Genomic DNA, 19,533 nt, shown 5'->3' on the forward strand with positions numbered 1-19,533 from the left:
GTGTATACTAAAAAAAATATTATATAAATTAATATTGGTCGCATTATTTTGTATTTATTTCTGATTAATTCGGGTTTGTAATTCATCCAATGAAACCGAAATTATCCTGCCAACTGGCTTACCATTTCGATAAGTAATGACCCTGAAGGTTTCAGCATCTTTGGGTATACTTATATGTTCACCAGCTATATATTTCTTACAATGGTGATCTGGATAAAAATTCTCGAACGAATAATAAACATCAAGCCCCTTAATTTGGGTTTCAACATCAATCAACAAATTGCCTTTTGAACCTTTTGACGGAACGATGGTGGCATCATAATGCGAGCGTGAATAAACAATATCATTTTTTAAAAAATAATCCAAATGCCTCTCAAGCCTATGCGTAAACCCCTCCCAGTTTTTTAATTGACTGGATGACCATAAAACCTCTGAAAGAGCCAATGCACGTGGAAGCAACATATATTCCAAGTATGGATACGTTGAAATTTCTTCCGTCCAAATGCTTCCCTGCCCACCTAAAATAAATTTAGGGTCACAGCCTTCTGGCAATGGATTAAATTTATACACATCTTTTAATAGTAAAATACACTTACCATATGTAGCGGCAGGTGGCTCAATAGCAGGATCTCCCTGTCGGAAATCAAAATATGTCTCCCTTGTCGGGTTCATAACTACATAATGTCCTTTTTTTGATGCTTCTATACCAGGCTCTATCCCAGTCCAACTGGTTATTGCTGCATTTGGCGGCAGCCCACCTTTCATAATCTCGTCCCAACCAATCAGCATTTTCCCATGCTTTTTCAAAATATCGCTGACCCTTTTTGTAAAGTAACTCTGCAATGCGTGAGCATCATTTAAACCATTTTCTCGCATCCTTGCCTTACATTTATCACATTTCTCCCACCACTTATAGAAAGCTTCATCACCTCCAATATGTACATATTTATTAGGAAAAAGCATAGCTACCTCCGAAAGTACATCTTCAACAAACGCAAATGTTGATTCTTTGCCGGCACATAAAATATTTTCACGAATACCTCCGATTGGACAGCCTGGACTAACAAACTGGGAATCACCAGAACACGACAATTCTGAATACGATGCTATGGCAGCCAAGCTATGCCCCGGAAAATCGATTTCAGGCAAAATAGTCACATTTCGAGAATTTGCATATTTTATTAGTTCTCTCATTTCATTTTGAGTATAGAAACCTCCATCTGATGCAACTTCTCCCTTTTCCGGACAATCCCTTTTAGCCCATAAACCAGTTCTTGGAACTCTCCATGCTCCAATAGTGGTTAGTTTAGGGCGTTTTTTTATCTCCAATCTCCATCCATGGTCATCTGTCAAATGCAACTGTAATGTGTTTAGTTTGTAAATGCCCATGTAATCAATTACATTTCTAAGTTGATTTAGGGTATAAAAATGTCTACTTACATCAATCATTATTCCTCTCCAGGCAAAGCGTGGCTCATCAATAATATTAACACAAGGAATTTTCATGCTCCCAGTAATGGGTAATAGTTGAAGTAAACTTTGAATCCCATAAAAAATCCCTTTCTGATCGATGGATTTTATAATGATCTGTTTTTCGGTTACCGTAAGCTCGTAGCCCTCTTTGTTTCCTATGGACATAGAAGGGTTGACTATTAAATTTATTGCCTTGCTCAATGGAGCATTTCTATTTATTTGTTCAAGTTTATATGAGGATCCAATGGCTAATTGTAGCCCTTTTGATAAATATTCGGATAAACTGTTAAGTTCACGGTGGTTATAACAAACTAAGGTATTCTTATTAAGAATGAAATCACCTTTACCAATTTCAACTTTTGTTGGCCACGGTATAATATTTATTCCTTTAGCAAAAGAATAATTTAGGGAGCAAATAACAACTATTATTAGATACAAAAAAAAATTACTATTTTTCATAATTTTAAATTAATATTAAAAATCTAATTTGAATTTTTGAACCGAAAATGTTTCGGTATGTGAGCAAAAATAATTCATATGTAGCCAAATTAGTTTAACTCCACACATAGAATTTTCTTTACAGCAGTTGCTCATGGTGGTATGGTGTTAGATGGTATTTTAATCGAGCCTAAGCCTGATAAATAATACTCGCCCGATGGAATAGTTGCCGTCCCCCCACCGACCTTTAAAGTAGTATCAAAAAGCATCAAAAATGCAGGCGTATTATCTGATTTTTCACTAGTTTTTGGATTAAACTGCGATAAATTAAAGGATGTCTCGAATATAGATTGACTCATAACATTCCCCGAAGAAACATACATAAAATAACCAACTAAAAGGGTAAATAAAAATCTTTTTTTCATAATGTTTTGAATTAATGATTTAGTATTTTAATTAATTATTAAATCTTTAAATGTCAATTCACCTTACATTTCAACCATTTTGTTTGGGCAAGCCATAATTAAAAATCGGACTTGAGCAAAAGCCAAATTAAAACCTAAAATAACGCCTAAAAGCTAACCAAAAATTGTAAGTATAAAATATTGATTATTAGATTATTGTTCAAAATTCAATGACTTAAGAAATACTGATGTTTTCATCATGGCCTCCTGATAAAATTTCTTTTCAAACATCATATAACCATGAATTCTTCCTTCGTTTGAGTATAGTTCGCAACGGTTCCCAGTATTTAACATGGTATCGCAAAAAGCTTTTGCTCCTTGATAAGGAGTTACTGTATCGCCGGTTCCGTGAAAAATGATGGTTGGTGGAAGTCCTGCCCGGACCTGGTGCAAAGGCGAAATTTTCTGCCAATGTTCTCCGATAACTTTATTTCCATATCCTTCAGGTGACGTATCTATTACAGGATAATATAATACCAGCGCATTGGGAACAGGCGAAATGGATAGATTGTCGTTACTTTCATTAAAAAGGGCTGTACCAGCAGCAATGTGTGATCCTGCAGAACCTCCACTGACAATGATTTTTTGTGGATTAATTCCCAATTCATCTGCATGTTGCCTAATGTATCGCAATCCTGTACGACCATTTTTCACACAATAGAAAACAACTGTACTTTCCCCTTTTTTTATCAATCGGTATTGTATACTAATACCTACCATTCCCTTTTTAACAAACTCATTAATTATAGAGTAAAACCTACTAGGCTCACCACCTGTCCATGCACCGCCATGAATGGCGATAAAACAGGAACGTTTGTCGGTATTTTTATATCCCTCAGGTTCAAAAAAGTGCAGATATAATTCCTTTTCATCTACCGTTTTGTAAAGAATTTTACGATCAGGTTCCAGTTTAGCTGATTCTTCTGCTGCGTAATCTCTTATTGGCCTCTCTTGCGCATTGATAAAATATGAGAAGAAAACAAGAAGAATAAAAACTAAAAAACTGCATTTAAAAACACTGTTTTTCATATCGTAATTTCTATTTAATTCTTTATTTTGGTGAAATCTTTACTCATAATAACTTCAGTCCCTGTTCTATTTACCTAAATTAAATATGTCAACTTATCTATCTGTAAAAGGTCCGCCTCCATTTTTAACAAGGAGTTCCCTTACCCTTATACCATCAATTAAGCCTACTTCTTTATTTAGTTTGGTCGCAATAGCGGCGGCTGTTCCAGCGGCTTCGCCCAATGCCATGGCAGTAGCTGTTACCCTTGAAGATGCCGCAGCATTGGCGCTTGCTGAATGACAACGACCTGCTACCAGTAAATTCGATATTTTTTGAGGTATAAGAGAGCGATAGGAAATATCATAAGGCAGGGGCTGGAAACCAGAACCTTCGTAGGGCTTATCGGTGGTAGCTTTATTGGGGTGAATATCTAAAAACCAGCATCCTGACGCAATGGCGTCATCATGGCGGCGATTGGTACGCAGGTCTTCGACGGAAAGCACATATTTTCCCACAATCCGACGGCTTTCCCGCACGCCTATATACGGACCGCTGCTGATGAAATAACTGTCCTCAAAACCGGGCACTGATTTCTTCCACGCCTGAAACATCGTCCAAGCGTCTTTTCGGCCTTGCATTTCGGCTCGGGTCAAATCGGCGGCATCACTGGCATCGGCGGCCACGCGTACGGCATGGACATAGGCTTCGTCTTTGGCAAAGGCAAATATGAGTCCGGGACCGTAAAACGCGGGCAACTCTCCCCGTTTATTTGCATTGATCATTTCCTGCTTGGCAACCTCGGTCATTTCTGCCCGGCCGCTGTTGTTGGATGATTGGTCTTGCCTTTTCACATTGCCGATTCTAAAATGCAGGGTCAAAGGCATTAAAGGGGTCGTTTTTTCTACCACCGCTCCCGACCAAGTCGCTACATCGGCATCTCCCGTACAGTCAATGACCTGATTGGCTTCGATACGCGTAATTCCGTCTTTATTGGAAATCATTACGGCCGTAATTCGCCCGTCTTTTACTTCGGTGTCACATACCATGCTGTGGTACAATACACTCAGATTTTTTTGTTCCAATATCAACGAATCGCAGAGCAATTTAAATTGCTCTACATTGTCAATAATTACGGTACTCCACTGTTTTGAAATCAACTCCGAACGGCAGTCGTCAATGTGTTTTGCGCCTTTGGGGGTAACCCCCATTTTATGAAGAAGTTCAGTCACGATTCCAAAGGTGACAAAACGACCCGTCGTTTTATCAATGAGGCCGTCAAAATACGGCAACCCTACGCAGGTAATGATCCCCCCCGAAAATCCTGCCCGTTCTACCAATAGGGTTTTGGCTCCGTTACGGGCAGAAGACAATGCCGCTGCGATACCGGCGCAGCCGCCACCGCAAACCAATACGTCAGTTTTGACGGTTTTTAAAGGCAATCGTGACAATGAGGAATGGGAAAGCAGCGGATTGGCAAGGCTCAGCGACCCCGTGGCTGTGGCCGCTACGGTGTTTTTGACAAATTCACGGCGGCTGTTTTTTGAGGATGACATATCAGATCAGGTGTTTTGTTTAAAAAAAGTGGAGCAGTATAGTAGTTTTCGATAAAACTGCTCCACCGTGTAAATGATAAAAGATTAGTAACCGGGATTCTGCTTCAGGGCTGGATTGACATCAATCTCATTTTGAGGAATGGGGTACAGCAGATTTTTTTCGGCTACCGGTACTCCCGCTTTTGTTAAAGTTTCAATGTATTTGCCTGTACGCAGCAGATCCCAGCGGCGGTGCCCTTCAAAGCACAGCTCCCAGCTGCGTTCCTGCATTACAGCATCCCGGAATTGCTCCTTGGTAAGCCCTTTTAGATCCTGCGGACCCGTGGTAAGGGCGGCTCCGCCTCTGGCACGAGCCCGGATCTGGTTGATGGCCGCGTAAGCGTCGGCAGTTGGGCCGCTGAGTTCATTCAGTGCTTCGGCATACATCAGCAGCACATCCGCATAACGCACCACCATGAAATTGTTTCGAGCCTGATTGACCCCACAGGCCAGCGGATCCCAGTACTTACCGGAGCCGGGGCCCTGATCGGCTCCTGGTTTAATAACAGCGCCGGTGGAGGGATTAATGCCTTGGGTGACCACGTTTATTTCTTTACGGGTATCTCCAACAATATAAGAATTGACATGCAGAGGAGTAACGTAATGAAAACCTCCTGCCTGCTGAATGGGATACGTAAAAACAATGGCAAAAGATTGAGCCATCGCACTGCCGTAAGTGGCTAAAATGCAACTGTACTGTACTGAAAAAATATGCTCAGGGCCATTTTTCTTTTCAGGCGGAAAAACGTCCTTATAGGCGGCTACCAAGCTATAAGCCTTAGAATCAATAACCTCTTTGGCTTTGGAAGCGGCATTGGCATAGTCCTTACGCGTAAGATAGACTTTGGCCAAAATTGACTTGGCAGCCCCTGAGGTGGCACGACCGATTTCACTTAATACCGTGTATTTTAAGGGTAAAACGCCTTCTGCTTCTTTTAAATCCAATATAATTTGGTCATATATTTTATCAACCCCGTCACGAGGGCGCTGTACATTGACAACATCTGCGGTAGGGGTTGTAATAAGCGGCACATCACCAAATACCCTTACTAAATTGAAATATGCCAAAGCACGAAGAAATTTTGCCTCTCCCACTACCTGAGCACGGAGTTTGGTATCCATAGCTATGGTAGGAACGTTAATAATTGCCCGATTTGCCCGGTCAATAAGCAGGTATGAGTTGGTATAAAACCCATCAAAAATGGTATTGGCGGAGGTATAACGATTGAGGTCAATCTCACGAGCTTCAGCCAGAAACGGATTCACTTCCAATTCTTCACCGCTTACATCAGACAGGTTAATGATATTCATATTATAAACAGTTCTTAACCGGTCATACACACCATTTATCGCCGAAGTGGCATCTTTAGCCGATTTAAAAGAATTTTCCTCAACAAAGAAACTTTCGGGTGTTTCTTCCAGTAAGCTCTCACAACTCATCGTGATGAGCAGCAGAAAACCTATTAATAGCGTATGTTTGATTTTCATTTGAGTTAGTCGGTTTAAAGTTAAAAAGTAAGATTTGCACCAAAAGTGACGGTACGGGAGGCAGGGTAAGCAAAACGGTCAAATCCGTAAAGCGTATTGCTGTTAAAATCAGAATTGACTTCAGGGTCGTACCCACGGTAGTTGGTGAAGGTGAGGAGATTTTGACCGCTTACGTAAACCCTTGCTCGCTTCATCCATTTTGTTTTAAGGGGCAACTGGTAACTCAAAGATACGTTTTTGACTCGCAGAAAAGAGCCGTCTTCCACCCAATAGTCACTAACCGGTATTGTCCATTGACGGCTTGCAGGTATGGTGTTTGAGGGTTTATCACTTTTCCAATGGTTATCGTACCATTCCTTTAATACTCCACCTCCCTGATCACCGCCGTAGATCTGACGAAATGTAGAATTAAAAATGTCATTGCCATACACTCCTTGCAGGAAAATAGATAAATCAAAGTTTTTGTAAGACAGGTTATTGGTTAGACCAAAAATCGCTTTAGGCAAACCGTTCCCTACGATGGTTCTGTCGGTGGAAGCGTTATAAACCCCATTACCATTTACATCCTTATAACGAGGTGCTCCGGGAAGTGAACCCGCCACCGCCAAAGGCCCGGCAGCCTTGATTTCGTCGGCAGTCTGGTAAATACCGTCAAAGATAACACCATACATGGAACCCAGAGGCTCACCAACTCTGACAATTACTTCGCTTTCGCTGCCTACAAAGTATTGAGAAACCCCGTCAGCTAATTTCGTTACCTTGTTTTTATTGAAGGACACGTTGCCGTTGGTCGTCCATTTCAATCCTTTGGGAGTATTAATATTGGTTGAACTGATTCCTAATTCAAACCCACGATTTTCTACACTGCCAATATTACGCAGTACCGATGTAAAACCGGTAGTAGCAGGCAATTCTACGTTTAACAACAAATCGTTGGTCGTTTTGATGTAGTAATCAGCCGTGATTTGAATTCGATTATTCAATAATCCAAAATCCAAACCGGCGTCAAACTGAGCGGTTTTTTCCCACCGTAAATCCTGATTGGCAATGCGACTGGCCTGAATGAACAATTGTTCCTGATCATTCAGCACGGTGCGCCCCGTACTGTAAGCAGAAAGCGAGTTGTATAATCCAATGCCATCGTTGCCCGTTAGGCCGTAACTCACCCTTAGTTTTAAATCACTGATTGTGGTGGTGTTACGAAGAAAATTTTCGTCGGATACCCGCCAGGCAAATGCTCCTGAAGGGAAAAATCCGTATTTATTGTTAGCCCCGAATCGGGACGAACCATCCATACGACCAGTAAACGTGAATAAATACCGGTCTTTCAGGCGATAATTGACCCGACCCAAATAGGAAGCCAAACCCCACTGAGCAATAGAGCCGGAGGGCGCAAGCAATTTGTTCCCAAGTCCGAGATTTCCCGCACCGAGCGAGAAATTAGGGAAATCCTGCGCTTCGGTATAGGTACGTACTTCACGGTTTTTTTGAAAGGTAACTCCCGCTAATACATCAAATCCGTGATCTTTGTTCAATGTTTTGGAGTAATTGAGGGTATTTTCATTAAGTAGGTTAGTACTTACTGCGTTACCTACGCTTCCGTATCCATTTAATGTATTGGCAAGTGATGTTTGAGGGGTGTAAAATACATTGCGACGGGTGTTAATAATGTCTCCACCCACACTGATACGCCCTGTTAAGCCTTCTGCCAGGTTGATTTCGCCAAATAAAGAACCTAAAATACGGTCGCTTTGCAGGGTGTTGGTACTGGTTTTAAGCACCGCTACGGGATTTGCCGCTGCCGACATCCCCAAAAAATTCAGCGTATAGGTGCCATCAGGATTGAAAATGGTCATGGCTGGGGTTGCGGCAAGCGCTGATTGCACAGGAGAAGAAGTACTTCCCGCTCCGCTTACGCTCGGTTCACTTACTAAATTGTTGTCACTTCGGGTCATGGTAAAATTGGTACCCACTTTGATGCGGTTTGTCAGGCGTGCATCCAAATTCATTCGGGCTGAGTAGCGCTTAAAGTTGTTAGTAAGTACAATCCCGTCTTGATTGAAGTAGTTTCCACTCACCAAATAGCGAAGTTTATCGCTTCCGCCTGAAAGAGTAAGTTGGTAGCTTTGTGTAGGTGCATCCCGATAAATTTCCCGCTGCCAATTTGTACCCGGCAGGTAATCATCGGGTTTTTTAGTTCCGTAGGCAGGGTCTGTACCAAAGCGTTCGGTACGGCCTAAATTCACCAACTGTTCGTTCTTTGCTTTCAGTGATTCTGAGGCATTAACAAGCTCGTGCATTTTAGTGATTCGGGAAATACTGTAAAAAGTTTCAAATTCAATATTGGATTGTCCTTCTTTGCCCCTTTTGGTGGTTATCAATACCACTCCATTTGCCCCCCTTGACCCGTAAATAGCCGTGGCAGAGGCATCTTTCAATACCTCCATAGATTCAATATCATTCGGATTGAGCGTTGCCAGTACGTTGGGAAATGCATCAGATCTGGTATTGCCGCTATTGAGTCCCTGTGCCGGCGTGGGGTTGGTGACAGGAAAGCCGTCAATGACATACAAAGGCTCGTTACTGGCCGAAATGGAATTACCTCCCCGCACTCTTACCTGTACGCCGCCACCTGCAGCATTAGATGATTGGGTTACCTGAACCCCCGATACGCGCCCCTGTAAGGCCTGATTCAGGCCGGAAACCGGCTGTGCTTTAATTTCAGCCGAACCGATAGAAGCAACCGAGCCGGTCAGATCCCGTTTTTTTACGGTCCCGTATCCCACCACTACCACTTCATTCAGGGCTTTTGTATCGGCTTTCAGAGAAATAGTGAATGTAGTTTGAGCGCCAACGTTAACTTCCTGCGCGAGGTAGCCCACATAACTGAAGATCAGTATGGAATTGGCAGTGGGGATGTCAATTTTGAATTTACCTTCGGGATCTGTGGTGGTTCCGAGGTTTGTTCCTTTCACCACAATACTGACCCCCGGCAGGCCGCTGCCGTTATCGTCGGTCACGGTTCCTTTGACCGGAATATCGACTTTGGCTTCACTGCTTTTTTCGACGCTGATCACCGCCGGGCTCTGTCCGTTTCCCATGACCGGCGCACGACTCAGTACAATTTGATTATTTCTGAATAAACGATACGAAATATTGCGAGGTGACAGTACTTTCTGCAAAACGCTTTCCAGCGTTTCATTCTGTAACTCTATCGTTATCGGTGCCTGCGACGCAATGATCTCCCGTTCGTACGAAAATATCACATCCACCTGTTTTTCAATGGTATTGAGCAGGTTTTTAAAGCTCCCGTTTCTGAGCGAGAGCGAAACGCGTTCCTGTAGGCGTTCCTGTCCGTGACCGGGGCGGGCATTGCCCACCCCCACAATACAGACCATTAACATGAGTTGGGCGACCGAGATTTTCATAAGCCTGCCAATCGCTTTTTTGGTAAATAAATTTGACATAATTTTGTTTGTTTTTGTTTGAATAAGCAAAACACTCTCATCCTCCTGCCTTGCCGGGCAGCGGTGAAAATCAATCGGGAATGATGTAGCCGCATCGTTCCCTTTTTTGTAAATCCGGAAAAAGGTTATTTGTTCATAGGGTATAAAGTTGGGTTGAACGGGAGAAGGTTAACGGTTTATTTTATTTACATCCTTTGGATTCGATTACGATCTGGGCATCCACTTCTTTGTACGTAGCACCGATGATACCGCAGATCAAATCAAGCTTATCATACAGCGACTCATTGCCCAACGCCGTAGTGATGACACAACCCGCCAGCGCCTCTTCATTATACAGCATTTTGACGCCATAGCGGGTTTCAACGGCCTTCAATACTTCAATCACCGATACATCTTCGTAGCGAACCGGGAGCGTTGACACCTGTGGCTGTACAATCGGCATGGGAACTTCCACCAATTTACGATTGAAGTTTTCCGTCTCCCTGCTGTAAACCACCTGCTGATTGGGCAACAGAATAACCCCTTTGGTTTCAGGGTCGGTCAGGTTGATACGTTTCTGTTGAAAAACCGATACCCGACCGCTGCTGACTTTTACAGACACCTGTTTATCCCCCTCAAAAGCTCTGATTCGAAAACTTGTCCCCAGTACTTTCGTCACTACTTCATTGGCATAGACGTAAAAGGGACGGTGGTGGTCTTTGGCAATGTCAAAGGAGGCTTCGCCGCTTAGAAAAACCGTTCGTTTTTCTTTTTCAAAATGAGAGGGGTAACTGAGGCGGCTGTTTTTTTCCAGCCAAATCACACTTCCGTCTTCCAGATTCACCCGGAGGGGCGCATCCTTAGCATTCATTTTTTCAATTAATGAATTTTTATCCTCCACCGCAGCCACCAAATCTCCGTAGGTTACGGTATCAATTTGCGGATTCTTCTGAAGATACCATCCCAAACCGAGGGCCAGCGCAATCCCGGCGGCCCAACGCAGGGCTGGCAGGCCCGGAAGTCGGCGAACAATCGGCAATTTTTCCGAGACTGTTTCCGTTACTTTATCTCTTTGAATATCTGCCCAAATCCGATTCAGATCAAATTCAGGAAGGTCACGTTCTTCCGCTTCCTTCATTTCCAGTACCAGCCGACGGGCTTCCTGCATAAGCTCAGTCTTCATCGGGTATTGACCCATGAAATGCTGCCAGTAGGCATCGTCTCCACCCGTTAAGGCCCAATTGACAAAACGGTCGTCGTTTAGAAAGTCCTGAATCTGATAATAGTGATAATTCATCTTGATTGAAGTCTAAATACTTCTCTATAAGTAGAGGTACTGTGAATTGAAAATAGTAACCGAAAAAAGAAAACTTTTTTATAAAAAAGCCTGTAAACATTACAAAACGTTTACAGGCTATACTAAAGTAATGTATTTAAGGACAAAAATATCTATCGCAGGATGAATAACAGTAAAACGGAGATGAGGGTTCTGAGGCTCAGGCGAAGAACGGCGTAGGACTTGGACAGAAGATTTTTCACTACCTGTTTGGGCAGTGCCATGAGTTCAGCGGTTTCGTCCAGTGTCAATTCCTGATAGAAACGCAGGTGGATCGCTTCCCGCTGCCGATTGGTCAGTTTACCGAGGGCCGTTTCAATAACTTTCGAGCGGTTGACCGCCGCTTCCACCTCAAAGGATTGGTTCTCGCCGGAGAGCGTCACCAAATAATCCAGAAAATCGTTAACATCTTCCGCCCCTTCCAATACATCATTTTTTACAGTACGCGAAAGCTGATTCCGCAGGGCACGAAAGAGATAGAATTTGACATTAGATACTTCGCTTAAAAATTCACGGCGACGCCATAGATCCATGAACAGGTCATGGATGGCGTCTTCCACCAACGATCGGTTTGACACGATTCGATACCCATATCCTGCCAATGATTTGGCATACTGTCGGTAAAGTTGCTCAAATGCCTGATCGCTGCCCTGCTTAAAGGAAAGCCATAGCTCGGTATCCGTTTGATTTGTAGCCAAAGTAGGTAAGTTAATTACATTTGTATTACTTTTTGACACAAATGTAATTGTTTTATTCGATAAATAAATAGACTTATTCTAAGATTATCTGCCGCAATTTTAGCGTATAATTCCACTATTTTGGCAAAGGGTTAAACAAATATTGTATTGACTCTGACTTAGCGACACTTTAATTTACAAATAAAAAAGAGCAGTTAAATAACCACCCTTTTACATTCATCACTTTATCTATCTACTTTGATTCTCAACTCCCATTTCTTATTTTTCCAGAAAATCGAGGTCTTTATCGTGGGTTTCGGCCATGGTCAGCGTGCAGTAAAGGCCAATCACAAAACATACCGCCCCCACCAGCGCCCCCGACTCCGTCACACTGAATGTGTTTTTGAAATAGCCGAACAGCGTCGTCATCAACACCACCGTGCCCCGAACCATGTTCGGGATTGTCGTCGCTGCCGTTGCCCGAAGGTTCGTACCGAACTGCTCGGCACCAATTGTGACAAACATCGCCCAATACCCGATGCCGATGCCTAACAGCATCGTCAGCCCGTAAAACACCTTCGCCTTTTCAATGCCTCCGAATAAGTACACTACACTGCATACCAACGTAAACAACATTAAATACAGTACGGCTTTTTTGCGCGATTGCAGCCAATGACTCAGAAAACCACTCCCTAAATCACCCGCCGAAAGCCCGATGTAACACCACATGATGGAAAGACCCGGTTTGACGGGCTCAGTGATGTTCAACGCTTTGCCGAATTCATTACTGAAAGTCGCCAAAATGCCAATCACAAACCAAGTCGGCAAACCCATACCAATACATTTCAAATAGCGAATCAAGCGGTCCCGATTAGTAAACAGCGAAAAGAAATTGCCTTTCCGGATATGCTTTTGTTCTTTGATAGCTGCAAATGCCCCGGATTCAAACACACCTATTCTGAGCAACAATAATGCGATGCCCATACCGCCACCAATAAAATAAGCAGTTCGCCATGCGAAGATTTCCACTGTAAAATAGGCAAATACTGCCCCTAAAAGCCCTATACCCGCAACCAAAGATGTCCCTATCGCGCGTAATTGTTTTGGTAAACTCTCTGACACGAGCGTAATACCTGCACCCAATTCGCCTGCCAAGCCAATACCTGCGACAAAACGAATCACTTTGTACATTTCGGGGTTTTGAACAAATCCGCAAGCGATATTGGCAAGAGAATAGGTGAGGATTGAGCCAAAAAGCACCGAAAGTCGACCTTTTTTGTCACCTAAAACTCCCCATAAGATGCCGCCCAGCAAAAGGCCGGTCATTTGCCAATTGAGAATGCTTGCTCCAACTGTGGAAACCTCTTGTTCACTGAGACCTAAATCTTTAAGGCTTGGTATTCTTACTATTCCAAAAAGAAGTAAGTCATAAATATCTACAAAATAGCCCAGCGCCGCTACAATGACCGGGATACTAAATAATTGTTGAAGCTTTGTACGGTCAGCATTTAAAATCATTATAAATGAAGGTTAGCAATTTATATTTTTCGTTCAGGTGGAAAACGGAGATATGAAGCGGTTTTGAAGGAGACAATGTCTTAAATAACAGCGTTTTCCATAAAGGCATAACAAATCAAATGGCAAATTCCCATGTGGGCATCTTCTACCCTTCCGAAATGCGTGTCTTCTACAACAATCACAAAATCGGCGGTGTCGGCCAGTTTTCCCCGCTGTTTTCCGACCAGTGCAATGGTAAAAACACCCGCTTTCCGCGCCCAGTCGACGGCTTTGATTAGATTGGGGGAATTACCGCTGACGCTCATCACCATGAGCAGGTCTCCCGGTTGGGCAAAATTCATGAGTTGTCTTACAAACACATCGTCGTAGGCGTAATCATTACCCAGAGCAGTCATCCAGGCGGTATTGTCATTGAGCGACATACCCCGAAATCTTCTGTTGAGTTTGTCAGACGCCCCTTTGCTCAGATCGGTGATAAAATGAGACGCGTTGGCGGCACTACCGCCGTTACCGCACACAAAAATCTGACGATTTTCGTCCAGCGCCTTTTTATACAGGGCAATAAGCTGCTTGATTTGTTCGTGCGGGAGGCTGCTTATTACCCGTTGATGTTTTTGAAGATAATCGGTAATAAATTCAGTATTTTCCATTATTATTTCTGTTCGGTATTTTGATGAATAAGGCATAAGGCACCGACCGGCACCGCTTTTTCTTTGAGTTCGGAAAGACGAACCTCGGGTCCGGGCCGATAGGCGCTGACCAAATGCCGGGGCAATGCACGCTGTACCGCTTCGGCCAGCGGCTCACCAATCAGCGACACCCCGCCGCCCAGCACAATCACCTGAGGGTTGAAAAGATGAACGCAGTGCGACAGACCCCAGGCCAGCGTATCGGCGTAGTCAGCGAGTATCTCTTCGGCGACGACATCTCCCTTCAGAAGTGCCGGATGCAAAAATTCCGCTTCTCCGGTATTCTTTCCCCCGGCCAGTTGTTTTAATGCCGAATCCTCAGGCAATTGCGGTAATACCTTTCTGATGACGGCATCCAGTGCCCAGCCGGAGCAGTATGATTCGAGCGTATTTCCCTGTCGGTCAAGCGTCATGAGCCCAACCTCCGCTTCACCGGGCGCGTTGCCGTAATAAAGGCGGCCGCCGACAACCATCCCTCCGCCGACCCCGCTGCCCAGCGTAACGTACAGTTGCTGTTCAAATCCCCGACCCGACCCGTAATGAGCTTCCCCCAGGGCCGCTGTGTTGGCATCATTTTCAATAAACACATCAGCGGAATAACGAAGGTTGAACCATTTTTTCAGTTCAAAACCCGACCACCCGCCGATTTGATGAGAAGCGGCAACAACTCCTGTCTTTCGGTTCACGGGCCCGCCGAAACCCACGCCGATGTGACACGACGGTTGTGCAAGGTCATTGAGGGTTTCCTCAATTTTTTCTAAAATACCTGCCGCTCCCTTCTCTTTTTCAACGTTGAATCGAAACAGGGTCTCAATTTCTCCGGTGTCAGGGTTGCCGACGGCAATCTGCAGTTTGGTGCCGCCGATCTCAATTCCGATGTTCATGGCTGTTCGATTAATAATTGTTCAATGCCTAAAATAAGGCTGTGGATGATTTTGATATGGATTTCCTGAATACGGTCTGCGTATCCGAAATGCGGAACCCGTATTTCGACATCGCCGATATCGGCCAGTTTTCCGCCGTCTTTTCCGGTCAGAATGACCGTTTTTATTCCCTGACGACGGGCTGTAGTTATCGCATTGACAATGCTGTCGGATTGACCGCTTGTGCTGATGGCCAGCAGTATATCACCGGGGCGACCCACGCCTTCCACGAAGCGGCTGAATACGTGGTCATAACCGAAATCATTGCCGACGCAGGAAAGGTGGGAAGGATCGGAAATGGCCAGTGCCGCCAGCGGCCGACGGTTGTTTCGGTACCTTCCGGTAAGTTCTTCGGCAAAATGCATAGCATCACAGTGTGAGCCGCCGTTGCCGCAACTCAGTATCTTACCGCCTGACTGAAGGCTCTCAGCCATCATTTCAACCGCTTTCCCGATCTGAAAAAAATGGTCATTGTTATTCACAAAATCCTGAAGCACTTTCTGTGCTTCCATGAACTCGTATCGAACGGTTTCCTGTAAAGTCATTTTAAGTTCTGCATTTTATTGGGTTACTAATTCCGTTGAAGGCCACCCGGATTTAATTTTTTCAATTCCTGTCGGCGTCACATTTGTATGGTACAGATAGATTGCCTTTAAATTTTTAAGTGCTGAAAGTTTCTGAAGGCCCGCATCACTTACCTGTGTATCATACAGATTGAGCGTTTGCAGATTTTTTAAACGGGCAATGTATTCCATTCCTCTGTCCGTCACGGAAGTATGATCCAATTCCAGGCGGGTCAGCTGTTCAAGCTTTGCAATATCCGCCAACCCGCCGTCCGTAATTTCGGTATCGCTCAGGCGCAGCCACACGAGCTGTTTAGACAGCGGCAAAAGCAGTTTTGTCTGTCGGTCATTAAAGGAAGGCAGATTGATAAAATTGGCGGAAAGGTAATTGTTGTCTGCGGCAATGGGTTTAAGGTAAGCCCCCAATTGAAGCAATGCATCAATATCGCGGTCATTGGCCTTGTCTACTTCAGATACAGGCACCAACGATGAGCCTTTCGGCTCTCCTTCATTCCCGGCAGGTCCCCCGACTGTTAGTTTAGACACTATTTTCCTGATCAGATCGGATTTAGGAACCTGTGCTACCGTCTTATCGAAACTTGCTCCCTGCTCCAGCCACCAGTGAATCAGGGCTGTTTCATTTTCATTAAGCTGCGGTTTTCCTTTCGGAGGCATGTGCTTTTCATCTTCTTCCGGCAGCAGCAGCCGGGTATACAAGGCAGATTCGGCAGGATTTCCGGCAGTAATGACCGGACCGTTCTTACCTCCTTTTTTAAGAAAATCAATATTATCCAGTCGTAAGTTTCCCTTCTGTTTTTCGGCATTATGACACTGACGGCATTTTTGTTCCAGTACCGGTTCGATGAGATCGGCATAGACGAGCGCTTTTGTCGAATCGGTAACGGGTACTTTTTTAGGAAGCGGAGAGGAAGCGGCTCCTCTTCCCGCCATGGCAAGGATAGGTTGGGTTAAATAATCAGAGCCGTGGGTCAGATTGCCGCCGAAATGCCCTGCAAGCACAAGCAGAAGCCCGATGCAGACACTCAGCGCTTTTGAAACAGTCGCCTTGACGGGAAACCTTTTCAACAAATAAGCCGTACAGGCGGCGACGGCCAAGGCTATGCCCGACCATTGGTGGTAACTGACGGCCTCATCATTGTAACCGCCTTCCTGTTTGAGTAAAAAACCCGCTGCACAGCCTGCAACGGCACTTACCGCTCCCCAGAAAAGGAGTATTTTTTGGGCAGGCATCAGGTTTTGATTTGCAGGTTTATGGATAAAAAATTCCAAAACAACGGCAATGGCCAAAATACCGATTGGCAGGTGAATAATCAGGGGATGTAATCGGCCCGCAAACTGTACCAGAGCTTCTGAAGGAGACATTTATGAAAAGTAAAAGGATGATTTATACCCTTTCCAACTTAATGGGATAGGTCTTTTCGGATAACCACTGCGCAACGTATACATTCTCGTCGCTGTCAATATAAACATCATGGGGGTGCATAAACACTTTAAACGGGTCTTCCTTTTGCTGGGGTTGCAACACTCCGTTTATATAGGTTGGTGCTGAGCCTCCGGGGGTAGAAATCACTTTGTTTTCTTTATCTAAAATTTGAAAGTATCCTGAGTTGGCATATTCCTGCGAGGTGGAGCGGAACACTGCCGCAAAAATGTAGTCTTTATGAATACGGGGACGACAAACAAATGAGCCCGGCAAAGGAACGGCACTTAAGTATTTCCCGTCCAAAGTGAAATATTTTAAGCAGTTTCTTTTGCGGTCGGTAATGAACAGTCGATAATTTCTGCTGTCTCTGGTATCGACGGTGATCCCGTGGCAGCAGTCAAATTTTTCCGTAAGACTTTCCCCGCCTCCCCCGAAGTGACGAATCAACTTTCCGTGTCTGTCGTAGTGCAATACATAATTCAGTCCGTATCCGTCCACCACGTACATATCGCCGTTGGCAGGGTTCACTGCCGTTTCAGTAGGACGATACTGATAAGGAGCTTCGTATAATCCTGTTTCTCTCGGGTAATCCAGTTTTAAAATTTCTCGCCCTTTCAAGTCGGTTTTGATGACCTGATTCCGTTTGTGATCCGTAATTAATAAAAACTGGTCGCTGCCTTCCCCGGCAATTGTAAACCCATGCGCTCCCGGATAGGAATTCCCCCAGGTCTCCACTAATTTCCCTGACTTGTCGTACACCAAAACATTGTTTTTAACTTCATCGGTCAAAAGCAAAATTCGGCCTTTAGAATCTTCGATCAGTTCATGGCAGTTATTCACCGGATTTTTACCGGCATCCAAAATTCCCCAGCCGGGAACAACTTTGTAACGATGACTTCCGTGACCGATAATGACCTCGTTACCCCGGCGTGATGCAGCGCCTGCTTTTGGCAGAAATGCAGCCGTAACGGCCAGTGATCCTGCGCGTAAAAATGCTCTTCTTGATTTCATTGATGATCAGGTTAAAATGGGTTTCACTACGTGACCGTGTACATCGGTGAGTCGGTAACGCCGCCCCTGGTGTTTAAATACCAGACGCTCATGGTCAATGCCCATCAGGTGCATGACCGTTGCCTGAAAATCATGCACATGGACGGGATCCCGGAGAATGTTATACCCAAACTCATCGGTTTCGCCGTAAATCATTCCCTTTTTGATGCCCGCCCCGGCCATCCAGATTGTAAAGCAGCGCGGATGATGGTCACGTCCGTAGTTTTCTTTCGTGAGTTTACCCTGTGAATAGTTCGTTCGGCCGAATTCGCCGCCCCAAATCACCAGCGTATCTTCGAGCAGCCCCCTTTGTTTAAGGTCTTTGATAAGTGCCGCTGACGCCTGATCCACACTTTTGCACTGAATCTGAATATCTCTGGGCAGGTTGCCGTGCTGGTCCCAGCCCTGATGATAAAGTTGAATGAACCGAACGTCTTTTTCCGCTAATTTTCGGGCCAGAAGGCAGTTGGCGGCGAATGTACCCGGCATGCGGGATTCTTCCCCGTACATATCGAAGATGTAGTCGGGCTCTTTACCGATGTCCAGCGTTTCGGGCACCGAAGTCTGCATGCGATAGGCCATTTCATACTGCGCCATTCGCTGATTGATTTCGGGATCCAGCACCTTTTGAGCCTGATTTTGGTGCAGTTTGGCCAAATAATCCAACATCATTCTGCGGTCGGATTTATCAACTCCTGCGGGATTGTTAAGGTAAAATACCGGATCGGGACCCGACCGAAAAACGACTCCCTGATGAATGGAAGGCACAAATCCATTATTCCACAGTTTGGCATACAGCGGCTGATCACCGTTTCTGCCCTTGCTGAGCAGCACCACAAAAGCGGGCAGGTTGCGGTTTTCGGAGCCCAGCCCGTAGCTGACCCATGAGCCGAAACTCGGCCGCCCTGCCTGTTGCGAGCCCGTCTGAAAAAAAGTAACGGCGGGGTCATGATTGATAGCCTCCGTATGCATGGAGCGAATAAAACAGAGTTCGTCCGTTATTTTGGCCGTATGGGGCAATAACTCGCTGACCCACATCCGGTTTTTGCCGTGCTGAGCAAATTTGAAGGTTGAGCCAGCCAACGGAAATTTTGACTGCGAGGCCGACATGCCCGTTAGTCGCTGCCCGTTTCGAACCGACTCCGGCAAATCCTGCCCCCACATCTGTTCCAGTTTGGGTTTATAGTCAAAAGTTTCCAACTGAGAAGGGGCACCGCTCTGAAACAGGTAGATGACCCGTTTTGCGCGGGGAGCAAAATGCGGTTTACCGAGCGATTGGTTTTCGTCCGATGCCGCCAGTGCCCCAAAAGGGTTGAGCAGGGAGGACAGGGCCATGGCTCCGAGTCCGGCACTTGTCTTTCCCAAAAAAGTCCGGCGGCTCATTTGGTCATGCAATTCATCAATAAGTGTATTCATTGTAAAG

The 19,533-nt window shown here is 44.9% G+C and carries 15 protein-coding genes; all 15 read right to left on the reverse strand.

The window, feature by feature from the left end; translation table 11 throughout:
* Positions 1-54: 54 nt before the first annotated feature.
* Positions 55-1,932 (reverse strand): beta-N-acetylhexosaminidase, encoded by a 1,878-nt coding sequence (locus Q0081_RS07855; RefSeq protein WP_298351085.1) that lies wholly within the window; start codon positions 1,930-1,932, stop codon positions 55-57.
* 131 nt (positions 1,933-2,063) lie between these two features.
* Positions 2,064-2,336 carry a hypothetical protein gene (locus Q0081_RS07860; RefSeq protein ID WP_298351087.1) on the reverse strand — a complete coding sequence of 91 codons (273 nt, stop codon included), beginning with the start codon at positions 2,334-2,336 and terminating at the stop codon, positions 2,064-2,066.
* A 192-nt stretch (positions 2,337-2,528) separates the two neighbouring features.
* Positions 2,529-3,404, reverse strand: coding sequence for an alpha/beta hydrolase (locus Q0081_RS07865; protein WP_298351089.1), 876 nt, complete (start codon positions 3,402-3,404; stop codon positions 2,529-2,531).
* A 93-nt stretch (positions 3,405-3,497) separates the two neighbouring features.
* Complete coding sequence (locus Q0081_RS07870) at positions 3,498-4,937, reverse strand: FAD-dependent oxidoreductase (protein ID WP_298351091.1); 1,440 nt, start codon at positions 4,935-4,937, stop codon at positions 3,498-3,500.
* An 84-nt stretch (positions 4,938-5,021) separates the two neighbouring features.
* Positions 5,022-6,464: a RagB/SusD family nutrient uptake outer membrane protein gene (locus Q0081_RS07875; RefSeq protein ID WP_298351094.1), complete on the reverse strand. Its 1,443-nt coding sequence runs from the start codon at positions 6,462-6,464 to the stop codon at positions 5,022-5,024.
* A 20-nt stretch (positions 6,465-6,484) separates the two neighbouring features.
* Positions 6,485-9,931 (reverse strand): TonB-dependent receptor, encoded by a 3,447-nt coding sequence (locus Q0081_RS07880; protein ID WP_298351096.1) that lies wholly within the window; start codon positions 9,929-9,931, stop codon positions 6,485-6,487.
* Between the two features lie 181 nt (positions 9,932-10,112).
* Positions 10,113-11,207, reverse strand: a complete 1,095-nt coding sequence (locus Q0081_RS07885; RefSeq protein WP_298351099.1) for a FecR family protein — start codon at positions 11,205-11,207, stop codon at positions 10,113-10,115.
* 152 nt (positions 11,208-11,359) lie between these two features.
* Positions 11,360-11,983, reverse strand: a complete 624-nt coding sequence (locus Q0081_RS07890; RefSeq protein ID WP_298351101.1) for an RNA polymerase sigma factor — start codon at positions 11,981-11,983, stop codon at positions 11,360-11,362.
* A gap of 219 nt (positions 11,984-12,202) precedes the next feature.
* Positions 12,203-13,441, reverse strand: a complete 1,239-nt coding sequence (locus tag Q0081_RS07895; protein ID WP_298351104.1) for an MFS transporter — start codon at positions 13,439-13,441, stop codon at positions 12,203-12,205.
* Positions 13,442-13,521: 80 nt separating this feature from the next.
* Positions 13,522-14,091 (reverse strand): SIS domain-containing protein, encoded by a 570-nt coding sequence (locus Q0081_RS07900; RefSeq protein ID WP_298351107.1) that lies wholly within the window; start codon positions 14,089-14,091, stop codon positions 13,522-13,524.
* Between the two features lie 2 nt (positions 14,092-14,093).
* Positions 14,094-15,014, reverse strand: coding sequence for an ROK family protein (locus Q0081_RS07905; RefSeq protein ID WP_298351108.1), 921 nt, complete (start codon positions 15,012-15,014; stop codon positions 14,094-14,096).
* Positions 15,011-15,598, reverse strand: a complete 588-nt coding sequence (gene lpcA / locus Q0081_RS07910) for a D-sedoheptulose 7-phosphate isomerase (RefSeq protein ID WP_298351111.1) — start codon at positions 15,596-15,598, stop codon at positions 15,011-15,013. The genes Q0081_RS07905 and lpcA overlap by 4 nt, the downstream gene beginning before the upstream one ends.
* A gap of 15 nt (positions 15,599-15,613) precedes the next feature.
* Entirely contained in the window at positions 15,614-16,999 is a 1,386-nt protein-coding gene (locus tag Q0081_RS07915) for a c-type cytochrome domain-containing protein (RefSeq protein WP_298351114.1), read from the reverse strand.
* Positions 17,000-17,021: 22 nt separating this feature from the next.
* Entirely contained in the window at positions 17,022-18,071 is a 1,050-nt protein-coding gene (locus tag Q0081_RS07920; RefSeq protein ID WP_298351117.1) for a 6-bladed beta-propeller, read from the reverse strand.
* Between the two features lie 6 nt (positions 18,072-18,077).
* Entirely contained in the window at positions 18,078-19,526 is a 1,449-nt protein-coding gene (locus tag Q0081_RS07925) for a DUF1501 domain-containing protein (RefSeq protein WP_298351119.1), read from the reverse strand.
* Positions 19,527-19,533 lie beyond the last annotated feature (7 nt).

This window comes from Runella sp., assembly GCF_027484545.1.
Classification (GTDB): domain Bacteria; phylum Bacteroidota; class Bacteroidia; order Cytophagales; family Spirosomataceae; genus Runella.

Excerpts from the sequence above, each read along its gene's own strand:
- Q0081_RS07855 (WP_298351085.1), bottom strand. The coding sequence starts at position 1,932 with ATGAAAAATAGTAATTTTTTTTTGTATCTAATAATAGTTGTTATTTGC.
- Q0081_RS07905 (WP_298351108.1), bottom strand. The coding sequence starts at position 15,014 with ATGAACATCGGAATTGAGATCGGCGGCACCAAACTGCAGATTGCCGTC.
- Q0081_RS07920 (WP_298351117.1), bottom strand. The coding sequence starts at position 18,071 with ATGAAATCAAGAAGAGCATTTTTACGCGCAGGATCACTGGCCGTTACG.
- Q0081_RS07915 (WP_298351114.1), bottom strand. The coding sequence starts at position 16,999 with ATGTCTCCTTCAGAAGCTCTGGTACAGTTTGCGGGCCGATTACATCCC.
- Q0081_RS07875 (WP_298351094.1), bottom strand. The coding sequence starts at position 6,464 with ATGAAAATCAAACATACGCTATTAATAGGTTTTCTGCTGCTCATCACG.
- Q0081_RS07895 (WP_298351104.1), bottom strand. The coding sequence starts at position 13,441 with ATGATTTTAAATGCTGACCGTACAAAGCTTCAACAATTATTTAGTATC.
- lpcA (WP_298351111.1), bottom strand. The coding sequence starts at position 15,598 with ATGACTTTACAGGAAACCGTTCGATACGAGTTCATGGAAGCACAGAAA.
- Q0081_RS07860 (WP_298351087.1), bottom strand. The coding sequence starts at position 2,336 with ATGAAAAAAAGATTTTTATTTACCCTTTTAGTTGGTTATTTTATGTAT.
- Q0081_RS07870 (WP_298351091.1), bottom strand. The coding sequence starts at position 4,937 with ATGTCATCCTCAAAAAACAGCCGCCGTGAATTTGTCAAAAACACCGTA.
- Q0081_RS07865 (WP_298351089.1), bottom strand. The coding sequence starts at position 3,404 with ATGAAAAACAGTGTTTTTAAATGCAGTTTTTTAGTTTTTATTCTTCTT.
- Q0081_RS07880 (WP_298351096.1), bottom strand. The coding sequence starts at position 9,931 with ATGTCAAATTTATTTACCAAAAAAGCGATTGGCAGGCTTATGAAAATC.
- Q0081_RS07885 (WP_298351099.1), bottom strand. The coding sequence starts at position 11,207 with ATGAATTATCACTATTATCAGATTCAGGACTTTCTAAACGACGACCGT.
- Q0081_RS07925 (WP_298351119.1), bottom strand. The coding sequence starts at position 19,526 with ATGAATACACTTATTGATGAATTGCATGACCAAATGAGCCGCCGGACT.
- Q0081_RS07900 (WP_298351107.1), bottom strand. The coding sequence starts at position 14,091 with ATGGAAAATACTGAATTTATTACCGATTATCTTCAAAAACATCAACGG.